18 protein-coding genes are annotated in these 19,120 nt (G+C 31.2%); all 18 read left to right on the forward strand.

Annotation, left to right across the window (positions count from 1 at the left end; translation table 11 throughout):
- The first annotated feature begins 65 nt into the window (after nt 1-65).
- The 18 genes from CIB95_RS11555 (at nt 66) to rfbA (ending at nt 19,062) form a co-directional block, all read left to right on the forward strand.
- On the forward strand, nt 66-695 hold the full coding sequence (locus tag CIB95_RS11555) for a sugar transferase (RefSeq protein ID WP_094925333.1): 630 nt from the start codon (nt 66-68) through the stop codon (nt 693-695).
- Nucleotides 692-1,549 carry an NAD-dependent epimerase/dehydratase family protein gene (locus CIB95_RS11560; RefSeq protein WP_094925335.1) on the forward strand — a complete coding sequence of 286 codons (858 nt, stop codon included), beginning with the start codon at nt 692-694 and terminating at the stop codon, nt 1,547-1,549. The genes CIB95_RS11555 and CIB95_RS11560 overlap by 4 nt, the downstream gene beginning before the upstream one ends.
- A gap of 7 nt (nt 1,550-1,556) precedes the next feature.
- Nucleotides 1,557-2,768 (forward strand): glycosyltransferase family 4 protein, encoded by a 1,212-nt coding sequence (locus tag CIB95_RS11565; RefSeq protein WP_094925337.1) that lies wholly within the window; start codon nt 1,557-1,559, stop codon nt 2,766-2,768.
- Between the two features lie 21 nt (nt 2,769-2,789).
- Nucleotides 2,790-3,809, forward strand: coding sequence for a polysaccharide biosynthesis protein (locus CIB95_RS11570; RefSeq protein WP_094925339.1), 1,020 nt, complete (start codon nt 2,790-2,792; stop codon nt 3,807-3,809).
- On the forward strand, nt 3,809-4,918 hold the full coding sequence (locus CIB95_RS11575) for a capsular polysaccharide biosynthesis protein CapF (protein ID WP_094925341.1): 1,110 nt from the start codon (nt 3,809-3,811) through the stop codon (nt 4,916-4,918). The genes CIB95_RS11570 and CIB95_RS11575 overlap by 1 nt, the downstream gene beginning before the upstream one ends.
- Before the next feature lie 4 nt (nt 4,919-4,922).
- A complete protein-coding gene (gene wecB / locus CIB95_RS11580) occupies nt 4,923-6,047 on the forward strand; it encodes a non-hydrolyzing UDP-N-acetylglucosamine 2-epimerase (RefSeq protein ID WP_094925343.1) in 1,125 nt (374 codons plus the stop codon).
- A gap of 96 nt (nt 6,048-6,143) precedes the next feature.
- Nucleotides 6,144-6,983, forward strand: a complete 840-nt coding sequence (locus CIB95_RS11585) for a glycosyltransferase family 2 protein (RefSeq protein ID WP_094925345.1) — start codon at nt 6,144-6,146, stop codon at nt 6,981-6,983.
- Nucleotides 6,984-7,010: 27 nt separating this feature from the next.
- Entirely contained in the window at nt 7,011-8,174 is a 1,164-nt protein-coding gene (locus CIB95_RS11590) for a glycosyltransferase (RefSeq protein WP_094925347.1), read from the forward strand.
- A gap of 46 nt (nt 8,175-8,220) precedes the next feature.
- A complete protein-coding gene (locus CIB95_RS11595) occupies nt 8,221-9,540 on the forward strand; it encodes a nucleotide sugar dehydrogenase (RefSeq protein ID WP_094925349.1) in 1,320 nt (439 codons plus the stop codon).
- 152 nt (nt 9,541-9,692) lie between these two features.
- Nucleotides 9,693-10,835: a glycosyltransferase family 4 protein gene (locus tag CIB95_RS11600; RefSeq protein ID WP_158217614.1), complete on the forward strand. Its 1,143-nt coding sequence runs from the start codon at nt 9,693-9,695 to the stop codon at nt 10,833-10,835.
- The gene (locus CIB95_RS11605; RefSeq protein ID WP_094925353.1) at nt 10,819-12,123 is read left to right on the forward strand and encodes an O-antigen ligase family protein; all 1,305 of its coding nucleotides are present in this window, start codon (nt 10,819-10,821) and stop codon (nt 12,121-12,123) included. Before CIB95_RS11600 ends, CIB95_RS11605 begins: the two co-directional genes overlap by 17 nt.
- Nucleotides 12,124-12,302: 179 nt before the next feature.
- The gene (locus CIB95_RS11610) at nt 12,303-13,427 is read left to right on the forward strand and encodes a glycosyltransferase (protein ID WP_094925355.1); all 1,125 of its coding nucleotides are present in this window, start codon (nt 12,303-12,305) and stop codon (nt 13,425-13,427) included.
- Between the two features lie 110 nt (nt 13,428-13,537).
- Nucleotides 13,538-14,629: a glycosyltransferase family protein gene (locus CIB95_RS11615; protein ID WP_094925357.1), complete on the forward strand. Its 1,092-nt coding sequence runs from the start codon at nt 13,538-13,540 to the stop codon at nt 14,627-14,629.
- Nucleotides 14,622-15,056, forward strand: coding sequence for a sugar 3,4-ketoisomerase (locus CIB95_RS11620; protein ID WP_094925359.1), 435 nt, complete (start codon nt 14,622-14,624; stop codon nt 15,054-15,056). Before CIB95_RS11615 ends, CIB95_RS11620 begins: the two co-directional genes overlap by 8 nt.
- A complete protein-coding gene (locus CIB95_RS11625; RefSeq protein ID WP_094925361.1) occupies nt 15,031-16,131 on the forward strand; it encodes a DegT/DnrJ/EryC1/StrS family aminotransferase in 1,101 nt (366 codons plus the stop codon). The genes CIB95_RS11620 and CIB95_RS11625 overlap by 26 nt, the downstream gene beginning before the upstream one ends.
- A gap of 40 nt (nt 16,132-16,171) precedes the next feature.
- Nucleotides 16,172-17,599 (forward strand): oligosaccharide flippase family protein, encoded by a 1,428-nt coding sequence (locus tag CIB95_RS11630; protein ID WP_094925363.1) that lies wholly within the window; start codon nt 16,172-16,174, stop codon nt 17,597-17,599.
- Between the two features lie 20 nt (nt 17,600-17,619).
- Entirely contained in the window at nt 17,620-18,123 is a 504-nt protein-coding gene (locus tag CIB95_RS11635; RefSeq protein WP_094925365.1) for a GNAT family N-acetyltransferase, read from the forward strand.
- 72 nt (nt 18,124-18,195) lie between these two features.
- The gene (gene rfbA / locus CIB95_RS11640) at nt 18,196-19,062 is read left to right on the forward strand and encodes a glucose-1-phosphate thymidylyltransferase RfbA (protein WP_094925367.1); all 867 of its coding nucleotides are present in this window, start codon (nt 18,196-18,198) and stop codon (nt 19,060-19,062) included.
- Nucleotides 19,063-19,120: the final 58 nt, after the last annotated feature.

Raw genomic sequence — 19,120 nt, forward strand, 5'->3', positions numbered from 1 at the left:
AAACTATTTATAAACTTACAATAAAGTACTAATTTACTAAAAAACTCTCAGGGGGTGTACTAGGAATGTATTTAAAAATAAAGAGATTAATAGATATCATTCTTTCTTTAATAGGGCTTATTGTTTTATCACCTATTTTTTTAATGCTAATTGTTGCTATTAAACTTGATTCAAAAGGGCCAGTTCTATTTAAGCAAAAGCGTGTGGGAATTAACAAAACACATTTCAACATCTTGAAGTTTCGCACTATGAGAATAGATACGCCAAAGGACACTCCCACTCATTTATTGGAAAACCCAGATCAATATATTACTAAAATGGGTAAATTCTTACGGAGGACTTCTCTTGATGAGCTACCACAAATTTTGAATATCTTTATTGGACAGATGAGTATTATTGGTCCAAGGCCTGCCTTATGGAATCAGTATGATTTAATAGCAGAGAGGGACAAATATGGTGCTAATGATGTACCTCCTGGCCTTACAGGTTGGGCACAGATAAATGGTAGAGACGAACTTCCAATTGAGGTTAAGGCGAAGTTGGATGGGGATTATGTTAAGGAACTTGGCTTATGGATGGATGCTAAATGTTTTTTTCGAACCATCTTGAGTGTTGTTAAGAGTGACGGGGTTGTTGAAGGTGGGACTGGTACAAATAAAGAAATTGCTAGTAGCAAGGAGAGCATTTCTAAATGAACAAAATATTGATAACAGGAAAAAGCAGTTATATAGGAAACCGTTTTGAAGTTTGGCTAAATAAAGATACAACTAAATATAAAATTCAAAAAATTACTGTTCGTGATGAATCCTGGAAAAAGTATAATTTCAAAGGGTTTGATACAGTATTGCACCTTGCAGGGATCGCTCATGTGTCTCGTGACCCCAAAATGGAAGATTTATATTACAAAGTAAACAGAGACTTGACTATTGAAATAGCAAAAAAGGCTAAAGCTGAAGGTGTTCGGCAGTTTATTTTTATGAGTAGTATCATAGTCTACGGTGATGGATCTACAGAAAAACAAGTCATCCGTAAAGATACAACCCCTAAACCAAGTAATTTCTATGGTGACAGTAAATTACAGGCAGAGAAAGGGATTAATGAATTAGAAGATGATCACTTTAAAGTTGTAATCATTCGACCACCAATGATTTATGGTAAAGGATCAAAAGGCAACTATCCTAAACTAGCAAAAGTTGCAAAAATGGTCCCGGCTTTTCCGGATATTGATAATCAACGAAGCATGTTACATGTTGATAACTTATGTGAATTTATAAAACTTTTAATAGATAATAATGATAGTGGACTTTTCTTTCCACAAAATAGTGAGTATACAAAAACAAGTGAGATGGTACGATTAGTAGGAGAAGTCCATGGTAGGAAAGTAAGGCTAACAAAGGGATTAAACTTCCTAATTAACCCTTTTATAGGGCGCGTTGAAATTCTGAACAAGATGTTTGGAAATTTAGTTTTTGATATGGATATGAGTAATTATAAACAAGACTATAGAGTTAATTCCCTTGTGGATTCTATAAAAGAAACTGAAAGGTGAGGTTATCATGCAGAAGCATATATTAGTTATCTCACAATACTTTTATCCCGAGCAGTTTCGGATTAATGATATTTGTACAGAGTGGGTAAATAAAGGATACAAGGTTACGGTAATAACTGGTATTCCTAATTACCCCCAGGGGAAATTTTATGATGGATATGGATTCTTTAAAAAAAGAAAAGAAGTATATAACGGAGTTAATATTATTAGAATTCCGCTAATCCCAAGAGGTAATAACTCCATTATGTTAGCTCTTAACTATTTTTCCTTTGTAGTATCTGGATTACTGTGGAAGACTTTTTCAAAAATCAAAGCTGATTATGTGTTTATTTTTGAAGTATCCCCCATGACGCAAGCCTTACCGGGTGTCTGGTACTCCAAGAGGAGAAATATCCCTTGTTATATATATGTACAGGATTTATGGCCAGAAAACGTAGAAATCGTTACTGGTATTAAAAATGGATATGTCATTGGATCAATTGGTAAAATGGTAGATTATATATATAAAAATTGTAACCGAATATTCACTACTTCAGAAAGCTTCGTAGAGGCTATTGTTAATAGAGGGGTGAAGAAATCAAAGGTAGAGTACTGGCCACAATATGCAGAAAGTTTTTATCGTCCCTTAGAAGCAATGGAAATGGAATCGATACCAAATGACGATAGATTTAATATAATATTCACTGGCAATATTGGCAATGCCCAGGGATTAGATATCTTACCAAAGGTAGCAAATATATTAAAAGGCGAAGGATATGGAAATAAAGTTCGCTTTAATATTGTTGGCGATGGAAGATATAAAGAAACGCTATTAAATGTTATTAAAGAAATGGATTTAAATGCTATGTTCAATTTTATAGAACGGCAGCCTGCGGAAGCCATTCCCAATTTCATAAGTAGTAGTGATGCAGCATTTTTAAGTTTTACAGACAATGACTTATTTAATATGACAATCCCTGCAAAATTGCAATCCTATTTAGCTTGCGGAAAGCCAATCTTAGCATCAGCTGGAGGGGAAACTAAGAAGATAATAGCTTCATCTCGATCAGGATATTGTACCTATACTGGTGATGATGAAGAATTAGCAAAATCCATTATCAAGATGATGAACCTTGAAGAAGGTGAAAGAAAGGTAATGGGAGAGAATGCTCGTATTTATTATGAACAGAACTTTGATAAAGATAGATTGCTAGTGAAAATGGACCAAAACTTTCAATAAGAAGTTGGAGGATTAATATATATGTTTAGAGATAAAACTCTTTTAATAACAGGTGGGACAGGTTCCTTTGGGAATGCTGTAATGGCTAGATTCCTAGAAACAGACATCAAAGAAATTCGAATTTTTTCCCGTGATGAGAAAAAACAAGATGATATGCGTAAAAAATTTAAGAATGATAAGCTTAAGTTTTACTTAGGTGATGTTCGGGATTTAGCTAGCATTAAAAATGCTATGCATGGTGTTGATTATGTATTTCATGCTGCTGCTCTTAAGCAAGTTCCGTCTTGTGAATTTTTCCCTTTAGAAGCTGTAAAAACAAATGTAATTGGTACTGAGAATGTACTTGTTGCTTCAATTGAAAGTGGAGTCGAAAAGGTAATTTGTTTATCTACTGATAAGGCTGCTTATCCTATTAATGCAATGGGTATTTCTAAAGCAATGATGGAAAAGGTGTTTGTTGCTAAAGCAAAGGCTGTAGACCCAGAAAGAACTTTAATTTGTGGTACAAGATATGGGAATGTAATGGCTTCAAGAGGATCAGTAATTCCATTATTTATTGAACAAATTAAAAGTGGACAACCTTTAACTGTAACAGACCCAAATATGACTAGATTCCTAATGAGTCTTGAGGAAGCGGTAGAACTTGTAGTTTTCGCATATGAAAATGCAGTAGCTGGGGATATCATGGTTCAAAAATCTCCAGCTTCTACTGTTGGAGATCTAGCTCAAGCTCTTAAAGAGTTATTCAATGTTGATAATGAAATTAAAGTAATAGGGACACGCCATGGTGAAAAGCTTTATGAAACGTTACTAACTAAGGAAGAGCATGTTGTATCTGAAGACTTAGGTGGCTTCTATAGAGTACCAGCAGATAAGAGAGACTTAAACTATGATAAGTATTTCGTAGAAGGTGACCAAAAGTTATCTTCTGAAGAGGAGTACAATTCTCATAACACGGAGCGATTAAGTATTGAAGCGATAAAAGATAAATTATTAATGCTTGACTACGTTAGAAAAGAATTAAAAGGTTGGAATCAGTAATGAATATTCTAGTAACCGGTGCAAAAGGATTTATCGGTAAAAACCTAATAGCAGAGCTAAGAAATAAAGGTTATTCAGATATTTTTGAATTTAGTAGAGAAACAGATTCTTCTTTACTAGATGAATATTGTCAAAAAGCAGATTTTGTATTTCATCTTGCTGGTGTCAATCGTCCAAAAGAGCAAACTGAATTTATGGAAGGGAACTTTGGTTTTACATCAAAGTTACTCGAAACTTTAAAAAGAAATCAGAATAGATGCCCGGTTATGATTTCATCTTCTACACAAGCTGCATTAGATAATCCATATGGGAAGAGTAAAAAAGCAGGGGAAGAATTACTGTTTAATTATAGTAAGGAAACGGAAGCCAAGGTACTCGTATATCGTTTACCAAATGTTTTTGGGAAATGGTGTAAACCTAACTATAATAGTGCAGTAGCGACTTTTTGCCATAATATTGCCCGAGATATACCAATCACTGTCAACGACCGTTCTGCCGAAATGAACTTAGTTTACATTGATGATGTAGTTGAAGAACTTATAAATGGACTTAATGGAAAAGAAAACATTGTTGGAGATTTATGTGAAATTCCTACTGTTCATTCAATTACGCTTGGAGAAATCGTTGATTTAATTTACTCTTTCAAAAATAGTCGTGAGGAACGATCGATTCCAGATATGTCTAATGCATTTAATAAAAAGTTGTATAGTACCTATCTTAGCTATTTGCCAGAAGATCAGTTTAGTTACGACTTGAAAATGAATGTTGATAATAGAGGGTCTTTCACAGAATTCATTAAAACACCTGATAGAGGTCAAGTTTCTGTAAATGTTTCTAAACCAGGAATTACAAAGGGCAATCACTGGCATCACACTAAGAACGAGAAATTCCTAGTAGTGAGTGGGAAAGGTGTTATTCGTTTTAGGAAAATTGATTCAGATGAAGTGATAAAGTATTACGTAAGTGGAGAAAAGCTAGAAGTGTTAGATATTCCAACTGGCTATACGCATAATATTGAGAACCTAGGTGATACAGATATGGTTACTGTTATGTGGGCGAATGAGTACTTTGACCCTGAGAGACCAGACACATTCTTTTTGGAGGTTTAAATAAATGGAAAAATTAAAAGTTATGACAGTTGTAGGTACTAGACCGGAGATTATTAGACTGTCAGCTGTTATCAATAAATTAGAAGAGTCAAAGTCAATAGAGCATATTCTTGTCCATACAGGTCAAAACTATGATTATGAATTAAATGAAGTGTTCTTTAATGATTTTAACTTAAGAAAACCAGATTATTTTCTAAATGCAGCTACTGGAACTGCAGTTGAAACAGTAGGAAATATTTTAGTGAAAATAGATCCAATTATGGCAGAGGTAAAACCAGATGCAGTTTTAGTATTAGGAGATACGAATAGTTGTCTTTGTGCAATAGCAGCGAAAAGAAGACAAATTCCAATATTCCATATGGAAGCGGGAAATAGGTGCTTTGACCAAAGAGTTCCAGAAGAAACAAATAGAAAGATTGTAGATCACACTGCTGATATTAATTTAACGTATAGTGATATCGCAAGAGAATATCTCCTAAGAGAAGGTATCCCAGCAGACCGAATTATTAAAACAGGAAGTCCTATGTTCGAAGTACTTAATTCAAAAAAGGAAAATATTCAAAAATCAGATGTTCTAGATAGATTAAACCTTGAAGAAGGAAAATACTTTGTCGTATCAGCTCATAGAGAAGAAAATATTAGTTCTGAAACAAACTTTTTAGATTTAGTTGAGAGCTTAAACACTATTGCAGAAAAATACAATATGCCGGTAATAATAAGTACACACCCGAGAACTAGAAATATGATTACTGAAAAGGGTATAGTGTTTAATTCATTAGTAAAAACAATGAAACCTTTAGGTTTTAATGATTATGTAAAACTCCAACTTAAAGCCAAAGCCGTACTTAGTGACAGTGGAACGATCAGTGAAGAATCATCAATTCTAGGATTTAGAGCACTTAATATCAGACAAGCACATGAAAGACCAGAAGCGATGGAAGAGGCATCAGTGATGATGGTAGGATTGAAAAAAGAAAGAATATTACAAGGACTAGAAATACTGGAAACACAAGATAAAGAAACGTTAAGACTTGTTGGGGATTATAGTATGACTAATGTATCTGATAAGGTGCTTAGAATAATCTTATCATATACTGATTATGTGAATAGAGTTGTTTGGTATAAATAGGGTGTATATTAAATGTAAAATAGATATCCTTTTATAGTATTTCAACTAAAATAAGAACTCGGGCTAGGGCTAGTGATTTACTTAGGAGTGTAAAAAATGGCAGATTTAACAACAATAATTTTAACATATAACGAGGAATTGAACATTGAAAAATGTATACAGTCTGTTAAAAGTATATCAAAACGTATCGTTGTAATTGATAGTTATAGTAATGATAAGACAGTTGAAATTGCTAGAAACATGGGAGCTGAAGTTTTCCAAAATAAATTTGTTAATCATGCAAAGCAATTCAAGTATGGTTTAGATATTGCTAATATAACAACTCAATGGGTATTCAGAATTGATGCTGATGAAAGATTAACAATGGCATCAACTAATGAAATTGAAGAAATTTGTACGGAAAACAAGGAAACGGATATTAATGGTATCATAGTCAGGTTTGAAGTGAATTTCTTGGGAAAAAAACTGAAGCATGGCGGAATTTATCCATTTAAAAAACTACTTGTATTTAAATATGGTTATGGCGATATTGAAGATAGGAATATGGATGAACATATTTTTTTAACAGAGGGAAAATCAGTAGAATTAAAGAGTGATTCTTTACATTATGATTATAAGGATCTTACTTTTTGGATTGAAAAACATAATAAATATTCTTCTAGAGAAGTTCAGGACTATTTAGAAAATTTATCAAAAACTGACAACCGAACTAAATTGAATAAAAGTGCAAAGATTAAAAGAATCATTAAGTTTAAAGTTTATTATAAGTTACCGATGGGTGTAAGAGCGTTAGCATACTTTATGTATAGATATTTTATAAAATTGGGATTCTTAGATGGCAAAGAGGGGTTAATATTTGCGGTATTACAAGCCTTTTGGTATAGGTTCTTAGTTGATGCAAAGATTTATGAATATAAGAAGAATACAAGGAAATAATGATAGTTAAGACAGAGGAGATTAATAATGTTAAAGGTATTAACATTTAATGGTGTTTATATCCCTGGGTATAAAGCTGGTGGTCCAATAAGGAGTTTGGCAAATCTAGTATCCCATTTAAATGATGATGTTAAGTTTTATATATTAACAAGAGATAGGGATGCAGGGGATTTAGAGCCTTATAAAAATGTTGAGTTCAATAAATGGGTGAAATTAACTCATGAGCTAGTTTTCTATCAAAAAGAAAAGGAAATGTCAATTTTTACATTGCGTAAAATAATTAACAGTAATAATTATGATGGAGTTTTGCTTAATGGAATTCTTTCAGAATACACTATTAGATATTTATTGTTAAGAAGGTTAAAACTTATCAAGTCAATCCCCACTGTAATAATGCCTCGAGGGGATTTAGCAATGGGAGCTCTATCTTTGAAAGCCTCAAAAAAGTCTCTTTTCTTAACAATAGCAAAGCAATTTGGTCTTTATGATGGGTTAACCTGGTTAGGAACATCAGAATCAGAAAAAATCGATGCCTTAAGAGCATTTGGAAATGTAGATATAGTAACTATCCCAAATTTACCAAATAATAATGTAGAACACTTAGATAACTCCCAAAATGAGAAAGTAAAGGGAAAATTAGAAGTTGTATATATATCACGAATAACTAAAGTAAAGAATTTACTCCTTGCACTAGAAGCTCTTAATAACGTAAAAGGCGTAGTTAATTTTAATATTTATGGTCCTATATCTGACAACGAGTATTGGGACACTTGTAAGAAGTTTATTGCTAAGATGAAAAGCAATATTATAGTGAAATATCATGGTAGTTTACCTCATGACAAAGTTGATCTTGTCTTTAGGAAAAGTGAAGTATTGCTATTACCAACATTAGGTGAGAATTATGGTCACGTAATAGTAGAGGCGTTAAGTAGTGCAACACCTGTAATTATCAGTGATCAAACTCCATGGCGGGATTTGAAAAATAAAAATGCAGGTTGGGACATCCCTTTGAAAAATAAAGATGATTATACTACTGCTTTACAAACCTTGGTTGATATGGACGAAAAAGAATACCGGAATTTTAGAAATGCTACAAAAGAATATATTACTGAAGTGCAAAAAGTTTCAGAAATAAAAGAAGCTTACATCCAGTTATTTAAAAGAATATATACAAAAGATAGGCTAAGTTAGCCGTACTGCTAGCATGCAAATTTTTGAGTTTAGGGAGGATATATTGTTGAGTTTATTTAACAAAATAGTAAATAAAGAAGAAAAAATTTCAGTGATTGGTCTTGGTTATGTTGGCATGCCATTAGCAGTTGCATTAGCAAAGAAAGTGGATGTTATTGGGTTCGACTTAAATGAAGAAAAGGTTCAATTATATAAATCTGGTATAGATCCTACTAATGAAGTAGGTAATGAGATTATTAAAAAAACGACTGTGAATTTTACAGCAGCTGAATCTGACATAAGGCAAGCAAAATTTCATATAGTTGCAGTTCCAACCCCGATAAATACAGATAAGACACCAAACCTTGGTCCAGTTGAAGGTGCAAGTGTAATTATTGGTCGTAATCTTTCTAAGGGGTCTATTGTAGTTTATGAGTCTACAGTTTATCCTGGGGTTACAGAAGATATATGTATCCCAATACTTGAAAACGAATCTGGGCTTAAATGCGGTATTGATTTTAAAGTAGGATATTCTCCAGAGCGTATAAATCCAGGAGATAAAGTAAATACACTAGAAAAAATAATTAAAATTGTTTCGGGAATGGACAGTGAGTGCTTAGAGGAAATCGCGAATGTCTATGAATTGATAATTGAAGCAGGTGTCCATAAAGCCAGTTCAATTAAAGTGGCTGAAGCTGCTAAAGTTGTAGAAAATAGTCAACGTGATATAAATATTGCATTTATGAATGAACTCGCGATGGTATTTGACAGAATGGGTATTGATACAAAAGATGTTATTGAAGCTATGAATACTAAATGGAATGCACTAAAATTCTATCCCGGTCTTGTTGGTGGACACTGTATCGGTGTAGATCCTTATTACTTCGTTTACGAGGCTGAAAGATTAGGTTATCATAGTCAAATTGTATTATCTGGAAGAAAGATTAACGATGGAATGGGTGAGTTTGTTTCCGACACAATTATAAAAAAATTGATCCTTGCTAATAAAGTTGTGAAACAAGCAAAGGTTGTTATTCTTGGAGTTACATTTAAAGAAAACTGTCCAGATATAAGAAATTCTAAAGTTATAGACATTATAACATCACTTAATGAGTATGGAATAAAACCACTCATTGTTGACCCACAAGCAGATGAGAATGAAGCACAAAAAGAATATGGAATTGAATTAGTAGGTCTTGATCAGGTGAAAGATGCTGATTGTATTGTGCTAACGGTAGCTCATAATGAATTTAAAAATATGAGCTGGGAACAAATTGATGGTTTATTTGGTAGTATTGACTATAGTGAGAGAGTTATTATCGATGTCAAAAGTCTTCTTGATAAACAAATAGTTGAGAATAAAGGATATAGTTATTGGAGATTGTAGAGTTCTACTTAACCAACTAATAGGCACATATGTATAAGATCTATTTTACCTTCGTACAACTGGTTTTGCTTAATGTTATAATTAAAACATTTGTAATGAAAAATGCTTTTTTAGAATTATACTTCAATCATAAAAATAGAGGTGCATACCTTATGCAACAGAATAAAACTCGAGTTCTTTTTTTAGTCAATATTCCTGCCCCATATAGAGTTGACTTTTTTAATGAATTAGGGAAGTTATGTGATTTAACTGTCTTGTTTGAAAGTGGGGAATCAATTGAGAGGGAACAGTCTTGGCTTAGTAATAATTTTATTAATTTTAAAGCTATATTTTTAAAAGGAATCAAAATCAAAAACTCAACACTTTCTTTTGATGTAATAAAATATTTAAAAAAGAACTTGTTTGATATTATTGTGATAGGTGGTTATAGTACACCAACTGGAATGTTGGCTATTGAAGTATTAAAGTTAAAGAAAATACCTTTCATTCTCAATTCTGATGGTGGTATTTTAAGTAATGAAAGTAATATTAAGTTTATGATAAAAAAACATTTCATCAGTTCAGCAAGTTATTGGCTAAGTACTGGCAAGAAAACTAATGAATATTTAGTGAATTATGGAGCGGATGAAGGTAATATATATATTTATCCATTTACATCTTTGTCAGAAAAAGATTTATTAAAAAGTACATTGGATAAATTAACCAAAAAGAAATACAAGGAGAATTTATCAATTGATTACGACAAGTGTATTTTATCTGTTGGTCAGGTAATTCACCGAAAAGGGTTTGATGTATTATTAAATTCTATTTCGAGAATTCCAAAAGAAATAGGGGTTTACATTATTGGTGGGATCCCACCAGAAGAATATTTAAAAATAGTTCATGAATTAAGTCTTTCAAATGTACATTTTCTAAGTTTCAAGTCCAAAAATGAGCTTAAAAAATACTATATGGCTAGTGATCTCTTTGTCTTACCTACTCGAGAAGACATATGGGGATTAGTAATAAATGAAGCAATGGCCCATGGCCTACCTGTTATTACTACTGATAAATGTAATGCAGGGCTAGAGTTAGTCAAAGATTTCGACAATGGGTATCTAGTACAAGTAGATAATAGTGATACTCTTGCAAATAAAATTGAGAAGATATTGTATGATGATATTGTCTCAGAAAGAATGGCGATCAGGAGTTTGAAAAAAATACGAAGATTTACAATTGAAAATATGGCTATAGAAACTAATAAAATTTTCGAGACTATACTAAAAAAAAGGGATAACAATGGAAAGTATAAGTAAGACATATAAAAGAAGAGGTTCAAATATATCAATCCCTAAAGAGACAATAGAATGGATTGTCTTAACTATATTACTAATATTCAGTTTTATTAACAGTATTACATTGTTATTATTTCTATTATCTCTTTTGCTATTTTTAAGGCAAAAAGAAATAGGTGCATTGAAAATAATAAATATTATCACACTACGCACTATCATTAACCCAGGTATTGCTGTTAATATTGGTGAATGGCAAAACTTAAAATGGTTGATTATGTTTTTATGTGCATTTTATTTATTGAAATCATATTCAAAAACACAAGAAATTTACAGAAAGAAAATAAAAGGTATTGTAAGACTTGTATTATTGTTTACTGTATATAATGTAATAGCCTCATTTTGGTTTAGCACATTACCCACAGTAGCGATTTTTAAACTGCTAAGTTATGTAGTTATTTTTATGAGTGTCCTTATCGGAATCGGTTATACACATAATAAGATAGACTGGCTTAAATGGATGCTTAAAATTTTTGTGTTATTTATGTCAATTTCCATTCCAATGATCAGTATGTCACTGGGCTACCTTAGAACTGGCTCATCTTTTCAAGGGCTTAGTAACCATCCAAATATGTTTGGGTTATTAGCTGCATTATTTGTTGGAATATTACTTACTTGTGTTCAAACGAAGAGAATTAATAATTATTTTTTGGTTATTCTACTTAGTTCAATAACAATCTATATGGTTGTACTTAGTAAATCTAGAACAGCTTTTATCACATGTGTTGTATTATTTTTGATGTATACATTCTTTATAAATATTAACAGGTACATCAAGGTTATGATTATTAATATGGTAACTATTACAATGATTGTAATTTTGGTAAGTGATAATTTTATACTAAGTTCCATTTTGGATATTTTATATAAAGGAAATACAGATATATTTTCTTCAAGACAAGAGCAAATTGGTGGATTAGTAGCTAACTTCCTTCGCAATCCATTGTTTGGGAATGGCTTTGCTGTTCCAGTAACCCCTTTTAGAACTTATAGTTTTAGTAGTGACTATATTGTTGAACCAGGAAATTTGATAATTGCAGTTCTTTCTTATAGTGGTATTACTGGCTTCATTCTTTTTTCATCATATATATATAAGATGTTTTGGACAAATATTAGGGAGTTTAAATTCGTAGGTTTCTTACCAGTTTCCGTGCTTATTATAAATATGGGTGAAATGGTATTTTTCAGCAGTAATAATATTGGAGTATGGATTTATATGTTTTGGGCAATATATGTGTTTGATACGCGTTAAAAATTATATTAAGCATGAGAAAACTTTTAATATTAGTGCTACTACTTAAAAGTTTTCTTGAGAAATAAAATTAAACAATTAAAAAGAGTAAAGTGGATAGACTAAATTATCGATGGATACACACTCTGATCCAAACTTGTAATTTTTTTAATTAATATATAGGTTATTGGGAGGGTTTTATGAAAACCTTAAATATAATAATTTCACCACAAGATTATGAAAGAGCAAATCATCAAAAGCTATGGAAAGAGCTCTCAAAAAATTTATACGGAGAAACTTTAATTTTAGATTTACCCGCTGATTACCTTGTTACTCACTTGAAGAAAAAAAAGTATAGATTTGAAGAAGCTATGCAGGGGAAAAGAAACATTGGGGAAAACTTATCTATAATTAGACCAATGTTTTTGTTGAGACCTGAGATTACGCCTAAATCATTAGATTCTATAATTATAATTTTTTTGATAATGCAATTAAAAAAATATTACCCTGATATCGCTGATTATAAATTAAATATATTAACCTACTCTAGGTTATGGATAGATAAATTAAGCAAGAGTAACTTAAAAATAAACTTTTTTTATTATATACTTGATGAATTTAGATATTTCCCCAATAAATCAGAAGAAAATGTTAAGGCAATTAATTTAGATGAAAAGGCTTGTGTGAAAAGTAAATTTATTTTCACTATGAGTGACGAAATAACTAAAAAGAGAAATAAGTACAGAGAAAAAATGATTACTATTGGTAATGGTGCAAAATGGATTGACACAACTAACAACAAAATAAAATTAAATAAATCAGTAGCATTTATAGGTAATTTTAGAAATTGGATTGATGTTAAATTGCTCCAGAATTTAATTCAGAGCAGACCAGATGTTACATTTGGTTTTGCTGGTCCTGTGGAAAACGATATGCAAGGATTTTTTAAAGATCTTTTAAATAATAATTCTAATACAATTTATCTTGGTATCACAAACAAAGAAAAAGTAGTTGACTACTATAAAATGTTTAATGCAGTGATTGTTCCTTATCAACAAAATGATTTTATGAAAGCAACAAGACCAATCAAAATAGTAGAATCTATATTTGCAGGAACCCCAGTTATAACGATTCCTATGGATGGATATCAAAAAAACTCATTTATTAGATTTGCTAAAAATGTACAAGAGTTTTCGGACGAAATTAATAATTTAATAAATAATCCTATTGATAAAGAATCTGAGGAATATAAAAATTTCTTAATTGAAAATTCATGGAACCATAAAGCAAAGGTAATTGCAGATAAAATTAAAAAGTATAGTTAATCAAACTTTATTTACTTATTTTTATCACAACCTAGGATATCGTTACTACTGACGTGATAACTTTAGATTAAAAGAAGAGTCTCTATAAATGCGGGGGAAGATATAAATATATGAAGATTTTATTATTAGGTGATTACAGCGGCTTTCATAAAAACTTAAAAGATGGACTGATGGAATTAGGATACAAGGTTGATTTAGCTACTTCAGGTGATGGTTATAAGAAGACATCCAAATCAGACTTAATCTATCCAACATCAAGAAAGGGCTTGATGCAGAAAATCGATATGCTAACCTTTCCATTTGGTGGAATAAAACACTATTACAATTATGATAGTGTACAATTAATTGGTCCTGTGCCTTTTGGTAGTCTGAAGTTTAATTATAATTACAGATTGATCGAAAGTATAAAAAAAAGGTCTGGTAAGTTATTCCTATCTTCTTGTGGAAGCAATTATTTTGTTTATAAAATTAGAAAAGAGCTAAGATATAATTATTTAGACCCTACAATAAAATATGATTTAAATGGAAATAATCCATTTACTAAAAAGAAATATATTAATAATAATATTGAAATTGCAAACCTTGTTGATGGAATAATCCCAACACTTTTCACTTACGCTGAAGCTTTCAGGTCACATCCAAAATTATTAAATACAATTCAATTTCCAGTGAATATTAATAAAATTCAGTTTACTCCTCAAAACATTAAGAATAATAAATTGAAAATTTTTCATGGAATAACCCGTGAAGGATTCAAAGGGTCTAAATATATCATAGAAGCAATGAATAGGCTTAAAGAAAAATATCCTAATGATGTAGAAATATTAATAGATGGTAAAATGCCTCTTGATAAGTACCTAAGTGTTCTTAATGAGACTAATGTTGTTATTGACCAAGCCTTATCATATGAATATGGAATGAATGCAGTATTTTCAATGGCTATGGGGAAAGTAGTGCTTAGTGGGAATGAACAAGAAAACCAAGAAGAATTTAAGAGAAGTGACATTCCAGTTATTAATATACTTCCTTCTTCTGATGATATTTATAACAAGTTAGAAAAACTAGTACTAAATAAAAAAGGTATAGTAGAAATAGGCGAAAAGTCAAGGTTGTTTGTTGAAGAATTTCACAACCATATTGAAGTGGCTCAAAAATACATTGATACCTGGAATTCAGTAGAGGTGAAAAACAAAAATGGATAAATTTTTATTAAATTTAACTACCAATGGAGACAAAAATTTAGGGTTTCTTTCATTTTTCGAGACAGGAAGGGAGATTTCTTTCGAAATTAAACGAATATACTACACATACGATGTACCCATTGGCACAAAAAGAGGAATGCATGCCCATAAGAAACTGAAGCAGATACTTTGGTGTCCATATGGACAAATTGAAGTTATCCTAAATGATGGCGTGGTAGAAAATAGATATATTTTAGATTCACCCGATAAAGCATTGCTTGTATCGGAAGGCTACTGGCATGATATGTACTGGAGGAAAGAAGGTTCAGTATTATGTGTTGCTGCTTCAGATTATTATAATGAAGAAGATTACATTAGAGACTATGATGAGTTTATAGAATTGGTAAAGAGAGGTTTCTGGAATGAGGAAAAGAAATATCGAATTTAATGTACTAGATAGGCAATACAAAATGTATGAAAAAGAATACAATGATGCAGCAATTCGTGTTCTAAATTCTGCATGGTACACACTCGGTAATGAAGTAGAAAAATTTGAAGATAAATATGCAGAATTTTGTGGAAGTAAATACTGTGTGGGACTTAATTCAGGTCTGGATGCGTTAATACTTGCTTTTAGAGCTTTGGGCATTGGTGAAGGAGACGAGGTTATTGTACAAGCCAATACTTATATTGCTTCAGTGATTGGTATTACAGAAAATGGTGCTACACCAGTATTTGTGGAACCGGATAAGTATTATAATATTGATGTTGACAAAATAGAAGATGCTATTACGAGTAAGACAAAAGCAATACTTCCCGTTCACCTTTATGGACAAGCTTGTAATATGAGAAAAATAAAGGAGTTAGCTGAAAAATATAATTTATACTTGGTAGAGGACTGTGCTCAATCTCATGGAGCAAGATTTGAGGGTCAAATTACTGGTACATTTGGAGATATTGGTTGTTTTAGTTTTTATCCTACTAAGAATTTGGGGGCTTTCGGGGATTCAGGAGCAATTATTACTGATGATCCTACTTTAGCTGAAAAAATTAGGATGATGCGTAACTACGGTAGTAAAGTAAAATACCGTAACGAAATTGAAGGTGTTAATTCCAGATTAGATGAGATACAGGCAGCTCTTTTAAGTGTCAAACTAAAATATTTTAATGAGCTTACAGAAGACAGAATAAGAATTGCAAGAAGATATCATACCAGTATAAACAATAATAAAGTATTACTTCCTGAAAAACTTGAAAATGCAGAACATGTATACCACTTGTTTGTAATTCAATGTTCAATGAGAGATAGATTACAAGAATATTTATTTGATAATGGTATCAAAACTCAGATTCATTATCCAATTCCACCACATATGGCTGAATGTTACAGTAAGTTGGGATACAATGAAGGAGATCTTCCTACCACAGAAAAATACTCAAATGAACTCTTAAGTCTGCCGCTATATAATGGAATGAAGAATGAAGAAATAGATTATGTCGTAGATATATTAAATAAATTTTAAGGTCTTTTTATGAAGAGCCTAAAAAAGAAGAGTGTAAAATATGTCTAAAAGTAGAGCGAAATTGTTTATAGAAAACTTTATGGCCTATGGAGCTATAAATGCATTAAATAAAGTAGTACCATTATTAATGTTACCTATTATTACGCGGCTTTTAACAGATACTGCTGAATTTGGAAAGTTTGATATGTATATCACAATTATGAGTCTTGGTTCAAGTCTTGCTGTACTTGGTATGAATGATGCCATGTTTAGAGAATATTTTGAAAAAGATGATAAAGATTATAGACAACGAGTTACTTCCTTATCGTTGATTATAGTATTAATATCATCTCTTATTTTGTCAATCATATTAATTTTCTTTAATCACTCTCTTTCACAGTTTTTTTTAGGAGATATACAGAGTGGCTCTATAGTTGTTATGGCTTCAATAGGGTTACTTATTGCAGCTATTAGTAAGATTATATCAACTCCTACAAGAATACAGAATAAAAGAACCGTTTATGTTGTATCTGGTCTATTGTACTCGATTACTTATTATATTTTAGCAATTACATTAGTTTACTTTGGATTTGGATATAAAGGTATGATTTATGGAAACTTGGTTTCGGCTTCAATTATACTCATTTTCTTTATAACACTTAATAGAAAATTCTTTAATTTGAAGGTTTTCGATAAAAAGATTATAAAGGAATTGTTTAAAATAGGACTTCCGTTAATGCCTACTTTTATTATTTATTGGGTATTTAATTCCATGGACAAGATAATGATTGCTAATATGCTTAATTTAGCACAAGTGGGTATATATTCAGTGGGGGCTAAGGTAGCTTCAATAAGTCTTTTCATATATACAGCATTTTCTGGAGGGTGGCAATACTTTGCATATTCGACAATGAAAGATAAGGATCAAGTGGGATTAACATCTAAGATATTAGAATATTTAGGAATAATATCATTTTTTGCATTTTTCATTGCGATTTTTTTTGATGACTTTATATTCAGGATAATTTTCACAGGCGATTACGTTCTTGGTTCTTCTGTTTTCCCATATTTGTTCTTGTCACCTCTACTTTTGATGTTGTTTCAAACTGCAGGAAACCAATTTCTTATTGCCAAAAAGAGTTACTTAATTACAGTAAGTTTAATTATTGGAGTATTAACCAATGTTACATTAAATTATATTTTCATTAATACCTACGGAATTAAGGGGGCATCTTTAGCTACCTTAATTGGATATTCCATATCCGCTATAATTATGATAATTATGGTAAAAAGAGTAAAATTAATAGAAATTAGTACAAGGTTTATTTTAGTCAGTATGGCCACAGCTGCTACAGTTATTATAATTTTTTTATTTGATAATATTAACAGTAATATTTTCTCGTTCTTAGGAATAGTCTTAATTTTTATTTTATACACCAGAGATATAAAAACTATAATAACTTCATTAATTAGGAGAAATGACAACTAATAGAGAGGTTGTGACTTTATATGAAAATAAGAAAATTGGAGCTAAAAGATAAATTTGGTATGCTTGAATGGATGATTGATCCAGAAATAAATAGCTACTTTCGATTTGATCCAAATAAAATTAGTGAGGAACAAATCATTGACTTTATAACTAATGCAGATGTGAATGAAAAAGATAAGCATTTTGCAATCGTAGATCAAAACGATGAGTATCTTGGAACAATTAGCCTGAAAAATATTAATTATCAAGATGCTAATGCAGAGTATGCGATTAGTTTGAGGAAAAAAGCTATGGGTAATAATATTGCCAAGAGAGCGACTGACAAAATAATAGATATAGCATTCAAGGAATTAGAACTTCATAAAGTGTATTTAAATGTTATATCTAGCAATACAAGAGCTATCCGTTTTTATGAAAAGTATGGTTTTAAATATGAAGGAGAATTTGCAGAACATGTTATTATTCGAGGGAAATACGAGAATTTAAAATGGTATAGTATAATAAAAAGTTGCCAGAATAATTAATACCTTGCATGATAATGTAATCGAATAAAATGATTGTAATAACAGAAAATTGGAGTTTGGGAGGATTTATTTATGAAAGGAATTATTTTGGCTGGAGGTAAAGGAACAAGACTTTTCCCAATAACTAAAGGAATAAGTAAGCAATTATTGCCTATTTATGATAAACCTATGATTTATTATCCTTTGAGTGTTCTTATGTTATCTAAAATTAGAGAAGTATTAATAATATCTAACCCGGAGTATATTGACTTCTATAAGAATCTGCTAGGCGATGGTTCTTCTCTAGGCATGAAAATTACTTATCAAGTGCAAGAAAGACCAAGAGGTTTAGCAGATGCTTTTATAGTTGGAGAAGAGTTTATTGGAAATGACAGTGTTTGTTTAATTCTAGGTGATAATATTTTTTATGGGCAAGGCTTTGTTCCAAGATTGGACGCTGCAGGTTCTGTAAAAGATGGGGCTGTAATATTCGGATATTATGTAAAAGACCCTAGTGAATTTGGAGTTGTTGAGTTTGATTCAGAAGGTAATGTTTTATCATTAGAAGAAAAGCCTAATCAACCAAAATCAAATTATGCAATCCCAGGTTTATACTTCTATGACAACAGTGTAATCAATAGAGCAAAGAGCTTAAAAGCTTCAGCTCGAGGTGAAATAGAAATTACTGACTTAAATAAAGGATATCTAAATGAGCAAAGGCTTAAGGTAGAATTATTGGGACGAGGTTTTGCGTGGCTTGATACTGGAACTTATGATGGATTAGCAAATGCTTCTGACTTTGTGAGGACTATGCAGAAAAGAACAGGGCTATATATAGCTTGTTTAGAAGAAATTGCATATAAAAACCAATGGATAAGTAAAGAAGCGCTTTGTAAACTAGGACAAGTCTATAAAAAAACTGAATATGGAAAATATATATTAAGCATAGCAAAATCTTAGCTTGTATTACTATGGAAATTCAATTTATTGAAACTTAAGCATGTGTTAATTACGTTCT

Source organism: Lottiidibacillus patelloidae, assembly GCF_002262935.1.
GTDB lineage: Bacteria > Bacillota > Bacilli > Bacillales > SA5d-4 > Lottiidibacillus > Lottiidibacillus patelloidae.